Origin of the sequence: Nocardia sp. NPDC057440, from assembly GCF_042802915.1 — a bacterium.
Classification (GTDB): domain Bacteria; phylum Actinomycetota; class Actinomycetes; order Mycobacteriales; family Mycobacteriaceae; genus Nocardia.
In genome coordinates this window covers 19670-34707 of the sequence record NZ_JBHVDF010000004.1, presented here as the reverse complement: position 1 = coordinate 34707, position 15038 = coordinate 19670, and the positions used below count along the sequence as shown (strand labels likewise).

Below are 15038 nucleotides of genomic sequence, written 5' to 3'. Positions count from 1 at the left end.
GGCCGCAGGGGTGAGAACCCACCGAATGTTTCGGGCATGTGACGCAACAGTTTCCACGCGTCACAAACAGCCGACCTTGATATCGGCGGCCAGTGCGGGGTGTGACGCACAGCATGCTCGCCCCGTCACGACCTCGCAACTCGACGTGAGATTTCGATAGCCGCGACGAACGCCGGGACCCAGCCGTGACGGGATGAGGGTGCATCACGGCTGGGTCCCGGCGCCCGCCGGCGCTAGTGATTCCAGGTGTCTTCGAGCATCCGCGGCTTGCAGGCCTGCCACGCGCCGGTGAGCAGCACCAGCACCGCGACGCTGAGCATCGCGAACGGCGCGAGCCAACCATCGGTCGCGGTGTGCAGCATGCCGAACAGCAGCGGCCCGACACAGGCCACGGCGTAACCGACGCCCTGGGTGAAGCCCGACAGCGAGGCCGAGCCCTGCGGGGTTCTGGTGCGCAGGTTGATCAGCGTGAGCGCCATCGGGAAGGTGCTCGGGCCGAGGCCGAGCAGCACCACCCACAGCACCGGTGCGCTCATCGGTGCGATCAGCAGCCCGGAGAACGCGATGAAGAAGAACAGCGCGCAGCCGACCACGAATGGGAACGGATTGCGGAAGCGCGCGACGATGGTCGGTGCTGTGAACGCGGAAACCAGCCCGACCAGCGCGAAGAGCCCGACCATTGTGCCGCCGAACGCGGCGCTCGCGCCCGCCTCGCCGAGGATTTTGGGCAACCAGGTGAACATCGAGTACGTGGTCAGCGAGGTCATGCCGAACATGCCCGCCATGCCCCAGGCCACCGGCGAGCGCCACGCCTTGCCCTTGGGCTCCTGCCCCGCCGCGGGCAAGCCGGTCGAGTCGCGCACGTCGCGGCCGCGGCGATCGCGCAATACACCGATCCACGGCAGCGCGGCGGCGAATCCGAGCACCGCCCACAAGCCGAGCGAGATCCGCCAGCCGTGCGCCTCGGCGACGGGCACCGCGATAAGTGCGGGCACGACGGTGCCGAGCTGCACCATGGTGATGTACAGCGAGCTCACCACCGCGAGCCGGTCCGGGAAGTACCGCTTCACCAACGGCGGAATCACCACATTGCCGATGCCCATGCCGGCGAGGGCGAGGGCGGAGAAGACGAACATGGCCACGGTGCTGCCGATGGTTGCCCTGATCAACATGCCGAGCCCGGCCGTCAGCATGGCGACCATGGCAGTGCGTTCCAGCCCGAGCCTGCGTACAGAGATCGGCGTCAGCAGACCGGACACCGCGAACATCGCGGTCGGGATCATGCCGAAGACGCCGATCGCGGCGGTCGAATAGCCGATGTCGGCGCCGATTCGCTCGGCGAGCGGACTGAATGCGGTGACCGCGACGCGGAGGGTGAGCGCGGACACGACGATGGCGGCGAGTACCAGCAGGCGACCCTCGGTCAGTGCACGTCGGCGCTGCTCGACCTGGTCGGATGCCAGGCGAGTTGTCGTCTGTTCGAGGGTTGCGGTCACCGAGAAATCATAGGATGACCCGATGATAGGAGGCAACCATTTGTGATGGGCGGTACTCTGTTCCGGTGCAACCAGTCCGGCGCACCAGCCTCATAGCCCAGGTCACCGAACAGCTGCGTGCCGAAATCCGTTCCGGCCGTTGGCCTATCGGCTCTCGCATCCCTACCGAACCGGAGCTCACCGAGCTAACGGGCACCGGTAGGAACACCGTGCGCGAGGCGGTCCAAGCGCTCGTCCACGCAGGCATGCTGGAGCGCCGACAAGGCTCCGGTACCTATGTGATCGCCGCCTCCGAAGTCGGCGGCACGCTCGCGAAGTACTTCGCCGATGCGGAGGAGCGCGACGTCCTGGAACTACGCCAGGCCCTCGACTCCACCGCCGCCGCGCTGGCCGCGCGCCGCCGCGACGACTCCGACATCGCGAATTTGCGTCGCCTGCTGGAGGAACGCAACCAGGAGCGCTGGAACGCGGAGAACGTGGCGGCCATCGAGGCCGACGTCGAACTGCATCGCGCGATCGTGGTCGCCAGCCACAACGCGGTGTACCTCGAGTTCTACGACTCACTGTTGCCGACCATCGAACAGGTGATCCGCGCGCGGACCAAGAAATCCGACGACGCGTTCGACGCGGAGCACAACGAGTTGGTGCAGGCCGTGATCGACGGCGACCCCGATCGGGCCGCTCAGGCGGCGACCTGTTTCCTCGCCACGCTCATCGCCGAATATCCCGCGCGTGACGAAACTGCACGGTAGGTAACCGAGTGGTCACCGGGCGTCTTCCCACCATGTGAGTCGGAATTGCCGGGAACGTCACCGACGGCCACTCGCACGCAACAACCGGCTTCTACCTTTGTCTCGACCGTAGCTGGGCAACAAGCCGAGCCCAATCGAGAGGAAGCCGATGACCGCCACAGTAGCTGCCACCGGCCAGCAGTCGGACACAACAACTTTCGAGCACCAGAAGCGTGGTCGCTGGCTGGATACCTGGGAGCCTGACAACGCAAAATTCTGGGAATCGGGCGGCAAACTCACCGCTCGTAAGAACCTGATCTTCTCCGTGTTCGCCGAGAATCTCGGCTTCAGCGTCTGGGTCATCTGGGGCACCGTGGTGACCAGCATGGGCCTGGCGGGCTTCGACTTCCTGGCCGGTCTCGGCAAGGGCAACCCGACCGCGGTGAGCAATGCCCTGCTGCTGACCTCCACCCCGACCCTGGTCGGCGCGGCGCTGCGCATTCCCTACACCTTCGCCATCCCCAAGTTCGGCGGGCGAGCCTTCACCGCCTTCAGTGCGGCGATGCTGTTGATCCCGACCTTGGGCCTGGCCTATTTCATCAATCACCCCGGCACACCGATGTGGGTGTTCATGATCCTGGCCGCGCTCGCCGGTTTCGGCGGCGGCAACTTCTCGTCCTCGATGGCCAACATCAACTTCTTCTTCCCCGAGGGCAAAAAGGGTGCGGCCCTCGGCATCAATGCCGCGGGCGGCAACCTCGGCGTCGCCCAGACCCAGTTGGTGCTGCCACTGCTGATCACGCTCGGCACGCACATCATGGCCAAGGATGCCGCGGGCTACCGGTTCGGCATCACCCTCTCGGTCCTGGTGTGGGTGCCGTTCATCCTGATCGCGGCCTTCGGCGCGCTTCGGTACATGGACAGCATCAGCACCGCCAAATCCGATGGCAAGTCCTACAAGCTGGCGCTGACCAACCGGCACACCTGGGTGATGTCGTTCCTCTACATCGGCACCTTCGGCTCGTTCATCGGGTTCTCCTTCGCCTTCCCGACCCTGATCAAGGCCAATTTCCCCGACCTCGCCAAGATCGGCTGGATCACCACGCTCGGCAACCTCGCGTTCCTCGGCGCACTGGTCGGCTCCTTCAGCCGCCCGTTCGGCGGCTGGGTGTCCGACAAGGTCGGCGGCGCCAAGATCACGGTGTACGTTTTCGGCGGCATGACGGTGGCGTGCGCGCTCATCGTGGCCGCGGTGGAGCTGAAAAGCTTCCCGCTGTACCTGATTTCGTTCCTGCTGCTGTTCGTCCTCGCCGGCATCGGCAACGGTTCGACCTACCGGATGATCCCGTCCATCTTCAGCGCCGAGGCCAAGAAGTACGCCTCGGAGCACGGTCTGGATGCCACCGACGCTGTCGCATCGGCACGGCGGCAGGCAGGCGCCGCCATCGGTGTCATCGGCGCGGTCGGCGCGGCAGGTGGGTACCTGTTGCAGCAGGCACTTCGCTTGTCCAACATCAACTTCCACAGCATGACCCCCGCGTTCTGGACCTACGCGGCCGCATTCCTGGTGATGGCCACCGTCACCTGGTTCTTCTACCTGCGCTCCTCGCTCGGCGTCCAGCGGATCTCCTCGCTGGCCTACGCCAACGTGTAACCACCAGCGCCGCAGTACAAGCCGAGCGCCACACCGCTCGTTCCGACTCAGGTCGGGACCCGAGGTGTGGCGTTCGGCTTTCACCCGTCTCGACCCCCGCACGGCGCCAACGCTTTACGCTGGAAAGCGGACTCACATCGGGGTGACAGAGGTGAGCATTTGGATATCAGCAAGAAGTCGCAGACACCGGTCTATCGGACTGCGACGCGGGAGGACCTTGCCGACATCGCCGCGTTGGAGAAGGAACAGCTCGGGGACCTGGCTTGCTCCTATGTGATCCTGCGCCAGTTGTTCGATCTGCACGGATCGCACTGGGTGGTGGCCGAAATCGGCGGGGGCGTCTGCGGATACGCGATCGTCGGCATCAACGCGGCACAGCTGGCATGGGTGCTCGGGCTGGCCGTCGCCGGGGTCCACCAGCGCCGCGGACTCGGCACCGCGCTGCTCGAGCGGGCCATCTCGAGTTGCCGCGCCGCCCGCGTCGACCGGATCTTCATCACCGTGCGACCGACCAATCAGCGCGCCGCCGCCATGTACAAGAACGCGGGATTCGAGTGGGTCGGACACGATCGGCGGTATTTCGGCGACGACGAACCGCGCGACGTGCTGATGCACCGAATCCAGCGCACTCCCCTCGGCCCACCGATCGCCGGACCGAACGACAAGCGATGGCTCAAGCCGTCGCCGGAGCCAACCAATAGCCGAATTCCATTGCTATGGTGGAAATAACGTCTTGCCGACGTGTCACTCCCGGGGGAGATTTACCATGACCGATCAACCGGATCTGTCATCCACTTTCGTCGCGTCGATGACAACCCGGATCCATCGGCACGCCGCTGTGTACGCGGAAGAGATCATCGACCACCTCGCCGGTCTCGACGGCCGGCACCGGCAGCCGCGTGAGGAGCGGCTGCTCGACTCCTTCAACACGCATGTCGAAACCGTCGTCGCCAGTTACGAACCACCCGGTATCCGGCGGCGTGGTGACAGCCTGGTGTTCGCGGATCTCTATGCCGCCACCCGCGAACCACACGCCGACGACGACGAACACGGCACCGTTCCGCTCGAATTCCTGGCCGCCCTGCTGGCCGCCGAAGTCGAGTTCCGCGGCCCGCTGCGGCTCAGCGGCACCCAGAACACCATGCTCGCCGAGGCATACGAACGCCTCGGCGACTGCCTGCGCTCAGCCTGGCTGCCCGGCCACGCGGCGCTCGCGTTCCGGCGCGCGGGAAGTCTGCACCGGCAGAACGAAGACGACGACGATGCCGACCGCTGTGGCCTCGCCCAGGCTCGCGCGCGATACGAGGCCCTCCCGCCCAGCTGGCGCCGGACCGGCGGCCATATCTCGGACCTGTTGTGCGGCTATGGATATCAGCCATACCGGCTGCTCGCCTGGATGGCTCTGCTGCTGGTCGGGTTCACGCTCACGATCAGCTTCATCGCCGGCGTGGAGGTCCCCGCGACGTTCTATCTGTGCCTGATGAACTTCCTCAATCCGATCGGCGTCGGCGACACCACGGACATCGGCGGTGTCGGCCAGACCCTGCTGGTGATCGAAGCGTACGTCGGCACGGTCTCGACCTCGGTGTTCTTCGCCCTGCTCGTCCGCAGGTGGTTCCGGTTGTGAAACGGCTACCAGTTCGTCGTGGACACCTTGGCTTCACGCAGGGCGGCCAGCGTCGCCACCGAAAGACGGTTACGCAACTGACCTACCCGGCTGTCCCAATCACGAGTGAACCCCGGCCTGAGCTCCAACTGCTGCCACAGTCCGAGGAACCGCGGTGGCGTGTGCGCACCCGGCATCCACAGATGCGCGAGGTGTTCGAGGACCGCGGCGAGGACGCGCGCGGAATCCGGGCTCGCCGTGTCGAATCGATCCGCCTCCTCGACCGCGTTGACGACCGCGGTCAGCAGCCAGTCGTGCATCGCGAGGTCGGCGCAGAACTGTTGGGCCACAGCCAGATCCTCGACATCCCGGACAATGATCTGCACGGTGCGGACCTCGTCGTCCTCGAGCCGGAACTCGACATGCGGGACCTCCACAGCGCCGAGCCGGGCAGTCCACCGCAACCGAGTCGAACCGGCCAGCAGCGGCGACCGCTGATCCAATCCGCGATCCAGCCGCACCTTGGCCAGCAGCCGCTCGCTGATCGAACCGAGGTCCAAGGTGTCCGACCCCATCGGCCGGTGCAGGAACCCGTGCACCAGGTCTGTCCCGATGTCACTTCTGATTTTGTTGATCACCTCGGTCACCCCGCCCCTGCGCAGATAGTGCTCCCACTTCTCGCGCTGCGGCCTGGCGGCGCGCACGACTGCCGTGCGCACCGAACTCTGCAGCACCCGGCCGCCGACCACCACGGCATCGGTGGCCACCGTGCCCCTTGCCTCCGCCTTGGCGCCGGTGCCTGTCGCCAGCAGACAATCCACGCCGACCAGCATGGTCGGCGAGATCGCCATCGGAATGGGCCGCTCCCACGACCGCACCGGACGACCTGGCTTCAACGCCAGCAGATTACGAACCTCGACACGGCTCAATGCCCCCGAGGCCGGCACCAAGCAGGTGCGGACTTCGCCGAGGACGATGAGCGTGCGCTCCGGAAGGACCATCGCATCGGCCATCTCAGGCGGTCGTCGCCTGGCCGGCCCAGGTTTCTGGGACGAACAAGTGCTCGAGCCGATGGCTGACCGGGCGCGGCACCGTGACACCGTCTTTGACGCCGCTGCGCACGGCGAGGTCGATCACCTCGTCGTCGATCTCGAGGTGGCCGAGGATGACCTCGACCGCGTGCTCGATGCTGACGTAGGTGCGCGGCAGAATCGACACCGCCCGATAGGCGGCGAACGGGTGCGCGCCGGGATTCAACTGCACCACGGCAGGCATATCACGCCACGCCTTCGGCCAGCTGAATTCGCCGGAGTCGTCGGAAACGGGCCACAGCTGCGGTTGCGCCACCGGAGCGCCGTGGTAGCGCAGGAGATCCAAGCGCATCAATTGCCACACCGACGCCAGGAAGGGACAGGCCCACACCCGGTCCGCGTCCGCGCGAACCCGAGACTTCTTGGTCGGCACCGCCCACAGCTGGGTGTCGAGAAAGATCGAATGCTCGCGGCGACCGTACTCCTCGGCGGACCGGTATTCACCGCTGCGCATCGCCTGCACCGTGTCGTAGTCCGAGGATCGGCGACCATTGCACAGCCAGCCCGACACGTCAGTGGGCGGCCTGCGGCCCGTCGTCCGCAGAATCGGTTCCGGCACGATCCAGGAGGCGACCATCTCGGCGAGCGGGATCCGCGCACCGGTCGCGACGCCGTCCACGTACACCGGGGACTCGAAGCACCCTTCCTCACGGGCCAGATAGTCGATCGTCATACCGCATTCATCGGCGGCTTTGAGCAACTTTCCGATGATCTGCCCCGGGTCGGTGTCGGGGCCGAAGTAGTCATCGATCAGAAAGCACGTACTCACCTTGGCCTTCGGACCGAATTCGTCCTTCGCATAACCGATATTCGAGTCGAGTCGCCTTTTGACCTCTTTGAACTGCGCCCTGATCCGATCCTCGCCATTGGTGAGGTCGTTCATGTAGAAATGCCCGACCTCGATAGACAGATGCGAAAGCGGCGCCGACGTGATCGTCGCGCTTGCCGTCGCCTCGCTGTAGCCCGCAGCGGTCTCCACTGGCGATCGAAATCCTTCCTGGAAGGGGTGGGTCAGAACGTTTCCCACACAGCGTCATCGGTGAGCTGACGGGCCAGTTCGCCGAAAGCGGTGGTGGTCTCGATATTGGCGATCTTCGCGTCGACATCGGCGTCGAGGATCACTTGTTCACGCCACTGCAGCATCGGCTCCATCGGCGTTTCCCCGAGCAGCGTGCTCTGGCCGAGTCGCTTGGTGGACGCCAGCTTTTTGAGCGCCGCATTCTGTTTCAGCAGCCATCGGGCCTGGGCGGATTCGTCGTTGCCCGGTTGCGTGAACGGGTTGGGGACCGCCGTTCGAATGAACCGAATCGACTCGCGCAGAGTCTTCTCGTCGTGCCCGTACCCGACGCCGGACTCCAGCAGGCCACTCGGACCGTGCACCAGCGCGCTGGCCGCCATGATGTGCTGTCGCGTCCAGCGGTGGAAGATCAACCAGCGGATGGTCTCTTCGGCGAGCTGCGGGTGCGCTGTGGCCTCGAGCACGAGCTGTGCCGCCGCCGAACGCCCCGCGCTGAGATCCACGATGACGACATGGAATTCACCCATCACCTTCGAAAGCAGCTTCACACATTGCTCGACCATGGCGGTTCCGGTTGTCGGGAATTCCGCACCGCCCTCGTCGCCGGGAAACAATACGAGCTTTCCGGAACGCATCGGCATGCGACACAGTTCGACCCGATCGGATTTGGCGCGCACATCGATTCTGGTCGTCGTCTCGTTCTCGTTCAGCAGATAGGAGTGCAGCCCGGTGCCGTCGGAGATACCACGTTCCACGGCTCCGATCTCGAACAGCGCTCCCGCGGTCGGCGAGCCGAAATCGAAATCCAGATACGCGACGTTCTTGCCGCTCATACACAGCCGAAAAGCGATGTTGCAGCTGGTCACCGAACGGCCGGTGCCACCTTTGTCGGAGGTCGAGAACACGAGCATGGCGTCAGTTGCTCCTCATCGCGTCCTGGTCGGCGTAGGCCAACTCGTCGAGTTGGTCCAGCGCTCGCATCGTGAGAACGACTGCGGTTCCCGGCCTTTCGTCGATCAACCGTCGTGCTCGGTCGAGATGGCGCTCGATCCGCGCGAGCGCCCTTCGGTTGGCCGTGAAGTCGGCGGCATTGACCTCGAGCAATTCACGGTTGAGCAAATGTTCGGCCTCGTTGAGCAGCGCCACCGCGTCGTCGACCAGTGTCACCGGACGCAGTGGCAGCGAGCGATAGGTACGGTCGGCGGTGACGAGACCCTCGATCACCCGCTCCGTCAGATACCACGACGGCTGCGACGGCGAGATGTCCGTCAGACCGAACGCGCGTGCGGAATCGTCCCACAGGCCGGCGGCGGGCCCGTCCTGGATGACCCGCGAGTCCAGGTGCTCCATCACCGATTTCGCGAGTTCCATCAAACGGTCGCGCGCGGTCACATTGCCGGACAATCTGGCCGCCTGCAGAATTCGCTTGAGCAGCACCGGCGCGAAGTCGGAGACGATCCAGGACAGTCTGGGGCCATCGCCGATGTCCTCGGTGCCGACCAGTGACATCCGCACCCCGGGCACATGCACAGCCACCGAGGGGTCGTCCTTGGTAACGCGCCGGGTAATTCGGCCGCGCCGGGCCAATTCGTCGAAGATCTCCACCGCTCGTGTCAGATCCTCGTCATTGGCGGTGCGGTTGACCAGATCCTGGATCAGCACCGCGGAAACGACGAGGCTGTAGTAGTCGGATTCCTGACCGTCGGAGGTTCGCCACGGGATGTCTTCCAGCGGCCAGCGACCGGCGCCGAACCGGGCGACCGTCGACCAGTAGAGCTGCGTGAGATGCCAGCGCGTCTGCAACGCCTCGGCCAGCCTGCGCTGGGTCTCGTCGAGCAGGTCCAACTGCCGGGTCCGCTGCGAGGTGAGGTCGTTGATGCCGTCCAGCGCGACGACGCTGAAATACAGATAGGGGCGCGGATCCGCGCTGCCGGGCTGATCGGCGATCTTGGCCTGCACGAAATCAATACTGTCGGCCTTCTTGGCGATACCCCAGGTCCAACCACATTCGAAGAGCATGTCCTCGGCACCGAGTTCGGCGCCGGGAACGGTGGCGAGCTTGATGCCGCGCAGCTGAGTGCGCACCGGCTCCAGACCGCGAATGATGTTTTCCGCCATCACCTTCGGAGGCTGACCGGTCTGGTTCAGCATTTTGATGATCGTCTCGCCCGGTTCCGACTTCGTCGACACCGTGTTGACCACGAAACTTCGCAGCAGACCGACCATCGCCGACGTCAGCCGGATACTGATCTTCTCGCTGAGCACGTGGATGCGTTCGCCGAGCTCCTTGGCTTCATCGTAGGTCTGTCCCTGCACAAACCCTCTGAAGACACGAAGGAAACCCAGTGACGCGATGCTGAGGGTCAGCGACATGGAGTACGAGTCGACGACCTCGATTTCGCGTTGCGCGGAGGTCGGCTCGAGGCCACCGTTGGCCCGAAGATAGCTTCCCGCAGCGAATTCGGGCTCACCGTCGGGGTCGGTGTGCTTCTCGATGTACTCCTCGAGCACGCGGACGATGACCTCACCGATCCGCGTCGCGCCGCCCATCGCCTCGAGGGTGTCCTTGACGTCCTCGGCCATATCGTCCGGCCGGTCGAGCGCTAGCACATTGATTTCGGTGGCGGGATACAGCAGGCACAGCAACTGCTCGGCATCACTGATCGAGTTGGTGCCGTCCCGACCGCCCCACTGCCACTCGCCGTCCTTATAGCAGGTGGCGATCAAGGTCTTCCAAACATTCAAGATCTGTGCCCGAGGCTGAATTCTCACCTGCCGCCGTCCTCACCCCATGTCGCAGACATCAAGCAACCCAACGGATTACCGCACCGGCGACTTCGTCCAAATTAGCACGGGCGCCACACTTTTCGCGCGACCTCCGCAAGGGTAGATCCAACCTGACACCGACGCCTGCCGAGCCAGGTGTGCAACCGTCAGAGCATGGGCGACCGCCGGACAATCGGGGCAGTCGTCGAAGCGGAACACAGCCGCCGGACCGCAGCGGTTGTCAGAGCATAGAGCAATCGTGACGCAGGCCACAGTCAGCCCCCCGGCGGGCCTCGAAGCAGAAGATCAACAACTCCTCAGAGCATGAGTCGGACCATGTCCGCGGTGCGAGCGAGACCGGGGAAAGCCTCCGGGGTCGAGCGCGGGTGCAGTGCATGCACGGCGAGCCGAAACATGACCGCGCGCAACAACATCTGGGGCCATTCCGGAAGGTCGGACCAGCGCTCGAGCAGTCCGTCGTCGGCGCCGCCCCACGCCAGCGCATCCACCACGATGACCCCGGCGGCCCATGGCGCCGGGCGCCAATAGGGGGTGATGTCGGTGAGGCCAGGGGTGAGTCCGCCCGCGAAAAGGACGGTGCCGAACAAGTCACCGTGCACCAACTGGGCAGGCGACTGCACTTGCTTGCGCAAGGTGGCCAACTGGCCGATGAGCTCCATGCTGCGCACGCCGTCCGGCGAGGTGGCCGGCGGCGTGCCCCCGGCCCGCAGGCTGCGCAGCGGCACCGCCTCCCAGGCGGCGCGGTCGGCCGCGACGAAGACATCCACGTCCACCCACGGCGCCACCGGCGGCTGCACCAGAAAACGTGGCCGCTCGAGTTTTGCCGTGGCCTGATGCAGTCGCAGCGATACCGAGACCACCTCGTCGTGGCGCGGCTCGGGAATCCCCTCCAGGAAAGTGTCTGCGCGCCAACCGGATACGACATATCGGCCGTCGGTCGCACGGACCGGGCGGGCCAGTCGCAGCCCGTCGACCTTCAATGTCTCGCGCACCTTCGCCGACCACGCGGCTCGGGCATGATCGGCAACGGGACTGAGCACCACGTCACCGAGACGCCAGCCGCCGTCCCAATCTCCCAGCGAAACCGGGGTCACTTCGCGCAGACCGAACGTGGCGCGCACGTGCTCGGGAGGTTCCACAGAAGTCACGGCCGTACCGTACTCCCAGCATCTGCCCCATAAAGAACGCCGCGCCGATGGATCACGGCCCGTCCACGACGGCGCCGGGACCCAGGGCGGGACCCGGCGGCGCCGGAGCCGGAAGGCGCGTCAGTACACCGGCAATGACGGATCGACCTGGTTGGCCCAGGCGATAACCCCACCCTGCAGATGGGTGGCGTCGGAGAAACCGGCGCGCTTGAGTGCGGCAAGGGCTTCGGCGGATCGGACACCGGTCTTGCAGTGCAGCACAATCGGCCGGTTCTGCGGCAGCTCCGAGAGCGCCTCACCCGACAGGATGCGGTCCTTGGGAATCAGCGTGGCGCCGTCGATATGCACAATGTCCCACTCGACCGGCTCACGAACATCGATGAGCTCGATCTCCTTGCCCGCGTCGATGAGCTCCTTCAGCTCACGCGCGGTAATGGTGGAACCGGCCGCGGCGGCCATGCCCTCTTCGGACACCACACCGCAGAACGCCTCGTAGTCGATCAGCTCGGTGATCGGCTGACGCTCCGGATCCCGGCGCAGCTTGATGGTCCGGTAGTTCATGTCCAGTGCGTCGTACACCATCAGCCGACCGAGCAGCGGCTCGCCGATGCCGGTGATCAGCTTGATCGCCTCGGTGACCATGACCGAACCGATCGACGCGCACAGCACGCCGAGCACGCCGCCTTCGGCGCAGGAAGGCACCATTCCGGGCGGCGGCGCCTCCGGGTACAGATCGCGATAATTGATGCCGCGGCCGTCGGGGGCGTCCTCCCAGAACACCGAGACCTGACCCTCGAAACGATAGATCGAGCCCCAGACATAGGGCTTGGCCGCCAGTACCGCCGCGTCATTGACCAGATAGCGGGTGGCGAAGTTGTCGGTGCCGTCGACGATCAGGTCGTACTCGGCGAACAGCTCGACCGCGTTCTCCGGCTCCAGCCGGATCTTGTGCAACCTGACATCGATGCCGGAATTGATCTCCAGGATCGAGTCGCGCGCGCTGTCGGCCTTCGGGCGGCCGATGTCGGACTCGCCGTGAATGATCTGCCGCTGCAGGTTCGAGGCGTCGACCTCGTCGAACTCGACAATGCCGAGGGTGCCGACACCGGCGGCCGCCAGATACAGCAGTGCGGGCGAGCCGAGTCCGCCCGCGCCGATCACCAGCACCTTGGCGTTCTTCAGCCGTTTCTGCCCGTCCACCCCCAGATCCGGGATGATCAGGTGACGGCTGTAGCGGGCGACCTCGTCCCTGGTCAGCTCCGCGGCCGGCTCGACGAGCGGCGGGAGGGACTTAGGTGATGACACGTCCAGGACTCCTCGAATCGAATTGGCCGATCGCAGTGCGGTAGCTGCGCTCCTGGCGCAACTCCTCTTTGTCCAACACCGACGAGCGGACCGTTCTTCCCGCCCCATCGTCCCGCATTCGCGGGCCGCCCTAACCGCGGGGGTAAGGCCAGGGGTTGAAGCGACAGCGCTTGCCGTCCATCGGCACCACGCCGTCGGGATCGAGCGCGGCGATGTCATTGTTCTTGATGCCGAAGGTCTGCTGCATCATCACCGGCGCGAGTCCGCCGTCGGTCTCGCAGGGCTGATGCTGGTGGTAGCCGATGGCGTGACCGACCTCGTGGTTGATCTGGTATTGCCGGTAGGAGCCGATGTCGCCCTCGTAGGCGATCGCGCCGCGCACCCAGCGCACCTCGGAGAGCACCACCCGATGCTGGTCGGCGTTGAAGCACGAAGAGTCGATCGGGATGTCGAAACCGCATGCCTTGCGGGAGGATTCACGCGACGCGAGCGAGATGCGGAAGTCCGGCCTGCCCTGATCGATGCGCCGGAAAGCGAACTTGCTGTCGTGCGCCCAGCTCTTCGGGTTGGCCAGGGTGGAGTCGATCATCTTGGCGACGGACTGGTCGCCGCCGAACGCGGAAGTGTCGACTCCGTCCTCGATCTCGACGGTGTAGCTGAACTCGAGCTCGGCGCCGGTTCCGATCTGCCCGGTGGTTCCCTGCACCACATGCCAAGCGCCGGTACCGGTTTCGGTGAACGCGCCGCCGTCGGGCAGTGCCCCGGACGGCAGATCGGTCGGGAAGTGGCCGTCACCGGGCGGTGCTCCGATGATGCCCGCGGATGCCGCGTGGGGGCTCAGCCGCCCGAATCCCGGCGCGCTGCCCGCGGTGCCCACCGCGTCCGGTCCGCCCCGCACCGCGTCCACGATCACCAGCACGGTGACCACGAACAGCACCGGAAGCGCATAGGCGCGCCAACCGTAGGTGGACACGAATCTGCCCAGTGCACTTTGCTTTTTGGTATCGCGTTCCGGCCGCGGCCGCTGACGGCCCTCGTCGGGTGCGGTGGGATCCCAGCGGGCCCGCAACGGCTGGTGGGATCGGTCGGCGGGTTGGTTCAGACCCAGCGGGTCGTACACCTCGACCCCGCCTGGATCACGGGTGGTTCGGGACCGTGCCAGGGGGCCCGCCCCTGCAGAACCGGACGCGTCGGAGCCGGCGGGGCGGTGCGCATTTCGCCCGCCGCCGGGTCTTTCCGGTCGGTCGGTCACACACACCAGACTCTCACAGCACACAAGACCCGAAAGCCGGGCACACCTCCCGATGCGGTTTGCTGCGACATTTCTCACCAGCGGGCAGGAGTGGGAACCCGGGTCCGCATATGGTCGATGAACGGGTATCGTTCTTGGGATACCCGGTGTACATCCCCTCTTGCCGGGGCATCGACTGGGAGAGCCGAAAATGACTGACCTCGTGGACCGGATGACGTCCCGCAGATCGTCGTCCGCCGCCGTGGCACCGACCAAACGCGGTACCCGGCTTCCACGCGACGAGCGACGGCTACAGCTGCTCGCGGCGGCAAGCGAAGTCTTCGTTCAGCGCGGCTACCACGCCGCAGGTATGGACGAGATTTCCCAATGCGCCGGAGTCAGCAAGCCGGTGCTCTATCAGCACTTCGCGAGCAAGCTGGAGCTTTACCTCGCGGTGCTGCAGAACTACGTCGACATGCTGGTGTCGAGCGTCCGGCAGGCGCTGCGCTCCACCACCGACAACCGGCAGCGGGTGCGCGCCGCGGTGCAGGCGTATTTCGACTTCGTCGACAACGAGATGCAGGGCTTCCGGCTGGTCTTCGAGTCGGATCTGACCAGCGAGCCGCAGGTGCAGCGCCGGGTCGAGCAGGCCACCGAGGCCTGTGTCGACGCGGTGTTCGATCTGGTGGCGCACGATTCCGGGTTGGACCCCTATCGCGCCAGGATCCTCGCTGTCGGCCTGGTCGGCACCAGCCAGTTCACCGCCCGTTACTGGCTGGAGGCGGACCGTCCCATCCCGAAGGAAGAGGCGGTCGACACCACCGTTCAGCTGGCATGGGGCGGTCTGTCACACGTGCCGCTGCACCCCATCGGCTGAGCGTTTCCCCGCATTCGTCGGTCGTTCCGGAGAGTTTTCCGGGACGACCGATTTCGTGTGCTCGTACGGCAGGTCCGCGGAAACGCAGCGGGTG

13 protein-coding genes are annotated in these 15038 nt (G+C 65.6%); 5 read left to right on the top strand and 8 right to left on the bottom strand.

Annotated features, from left to right (window positions below; translation table 11 throughout):
- Nucleotides 1-233: 233 nt before the first annotated feature.
- The gene (locus ACFU4Z_RS09210) at nt 234-1496 is read right to left on the bottom strand and encodes a CynX/NimT family MFS transporter (protein ID WP_379060929.1); all 1263 of its coding nucleotides are present in this window, start codon (nt 1494-1496) and stop codon (nt 234-236) included.
- Between the two features lie 65 nt (nt 1497-1561).
- Between ACFU4Z_RS09210 and ACFU4Z_RS09205 the strand changes: the two genes are divergently transcribed.
- The 4 genes from ACFU4Z_RS09205 (at nt 1562) to ACFU4Z_RS09190 (ending at nt 5508) form a co-directional block, all read left to right on the top strand.
- Nucleotides 1562-2248 (top strand): FadR/GntR family transcriptional regulator, encoded by a 687-nt coding sequence (locus tag ACFU4Z_RS09205; protein ID WP_379060928.1) that lies wholly within the window; start codon nt 1562-1564, stop codon nt 2246-2248.
- Between the two features lie 148 nt (nt 2249-2396).
- Nucleotides 2397-3881, top strand: coding sequence for an MFS transporter (locus ACFU4Z_RS09200; protein ID WP_379060927.1), 1485 nt, complete (start codon nt 2397-2399; stop codon nt 3879-3881).
- A gap of 159 nt (nt 3882-4040) precedes the next feature.
- Nucleotides 4041-4610, top strand: a complete 570-nt coding sequence (locus ACFU4Z_RS09195; RefSeq protein ID WP_379060926.1) for a GNAT family N-acetyltransferase — start codon at nt 4041-4043, stop codon at nt 4608-4610.
- 37 nt (nt 4611-4647) lie between these two features.
- Nucleotides 4648-5508, top strand: coding sequence for a hypothetical protein (locus ACFU4Z_RS09190; protein WP_379060925.1), 861 nt, complete (start codon nt 4648-4650; stop codon nt 5506-5508).
- 5 nt (nt 5509-5513) lie between these two features.
- Here ACFU4Z_RS09190 and ACFU4Z_RS09185 read toward each other — a convergent pair whose 3' ends face one another.
- From ACFU4Z_RS09185 to ACFU4Z_RS09155, 7 genes are all read right to left on the bottom strand, one after another.
- A complete protein-coding gene (locus tag ACFU4Z_RS09185; RefSeq protein WP_379060924.1) occupies nt 5514-6500 on the bottom strand; it encodes an SCO2521 family protein in 987 nt (328 codons plus the stop codon).
- A gap of 1 nt (nt 6501) precedes the next feature.
- The gene (locus ACFU4Z_RS09180; RefSeq protein ID WP_379060923.1) at nt 6502-7557 is read right to left on the bottom strand and encodes an SCO2522 family protein; all 1056 of its coding nucleotides are present in this window, start codon (nt 7555-7557) and stop codon (nt 6502-6504) included.
- A 32-nt stretch (nt 7558-7589) separates the two neighbouring features.
- On the bottom strand, nt 7590-8507 hold the full coding sequence (locus ACFU4Z_RS09175) for an SCO2523 family variant P-loop protein (RefSeq protein WP_379060922.1): 918 nt from the start codon (nt 8505-8507) through the stop codon (nt 7590-7592).
- A gap of 4 nt (nt 8508-8511) precedes the next feature.
- The gene (locus ACFU4Z_RS09170; RefSeq protein ID WP_379060921.1) at nt 8512-10368 is read right to left on the bottom strand and encodes an SCO2524 family protein; all 1857 of its coding nucleotides are present in this window, start codon (nt 10366-10368) and stop codon (nt 8512-8514) included.
- A gap of 311 nt (nt 10369-10679) precedes the next feature.
- Nucleotides 10680-11531 carry a TIGR02569 family protein gene (locus ACFU4Z_RS09165; RefSeq protein WP_379060920.1) on the bottom strand — a complete coding sequence of 284 codons (852 nt, stop codon included), beginning with the start codon at nt 11529-11531 and terminating at the stop codon, nt 10680-10682.
- 120 nt (nt 11532-11651) lie between these two features.
- On the bottom strand, nt 11652-12836 hold the full coding sequence (gene moeZ / locus ACFU4Z_RS09160; RefSeq protein ID WP_379060919.1) for an adenylyltransferase/sulfurtransferase MoeZ: 1185 nt from the start codon (nt 12834-12836) through the stop codon (nt 11652-11654).
- Between the two features lie 130 nt (nt 12837-12966).
- The gene (locus ACFU4Z_RS09155; protein WP_379060918.1) at nt 12967-13956 is read right to left on the bottom strand and encodes a DUF3152 domain-containing protein; all 990 of its coding nucleotides are present in this window, start codon (nt 13954-13956) and stop codon (nt 12967-12969) included.
- Between the two features lie 322 nt (nt 13957-14278).
- Between ACFU4Z_RS09155 and ACFU4Z_RS09150 the strand changes: the two genes are divergently transcribed.
- On the top strand, nt 14279-14944 hold the full coding sequence (locus ACFU4Z_RS09150) for a TetR/AcrR family transcriptional regulator (RefSeq protein ID WP_328405286.1): 666 nt from the start codon (nt 14279-14281) through the stop codon (nt 14942-14944).
- The last annotated feature ends 94 nt before the right edge of the window (nt 14945-15038 follow it).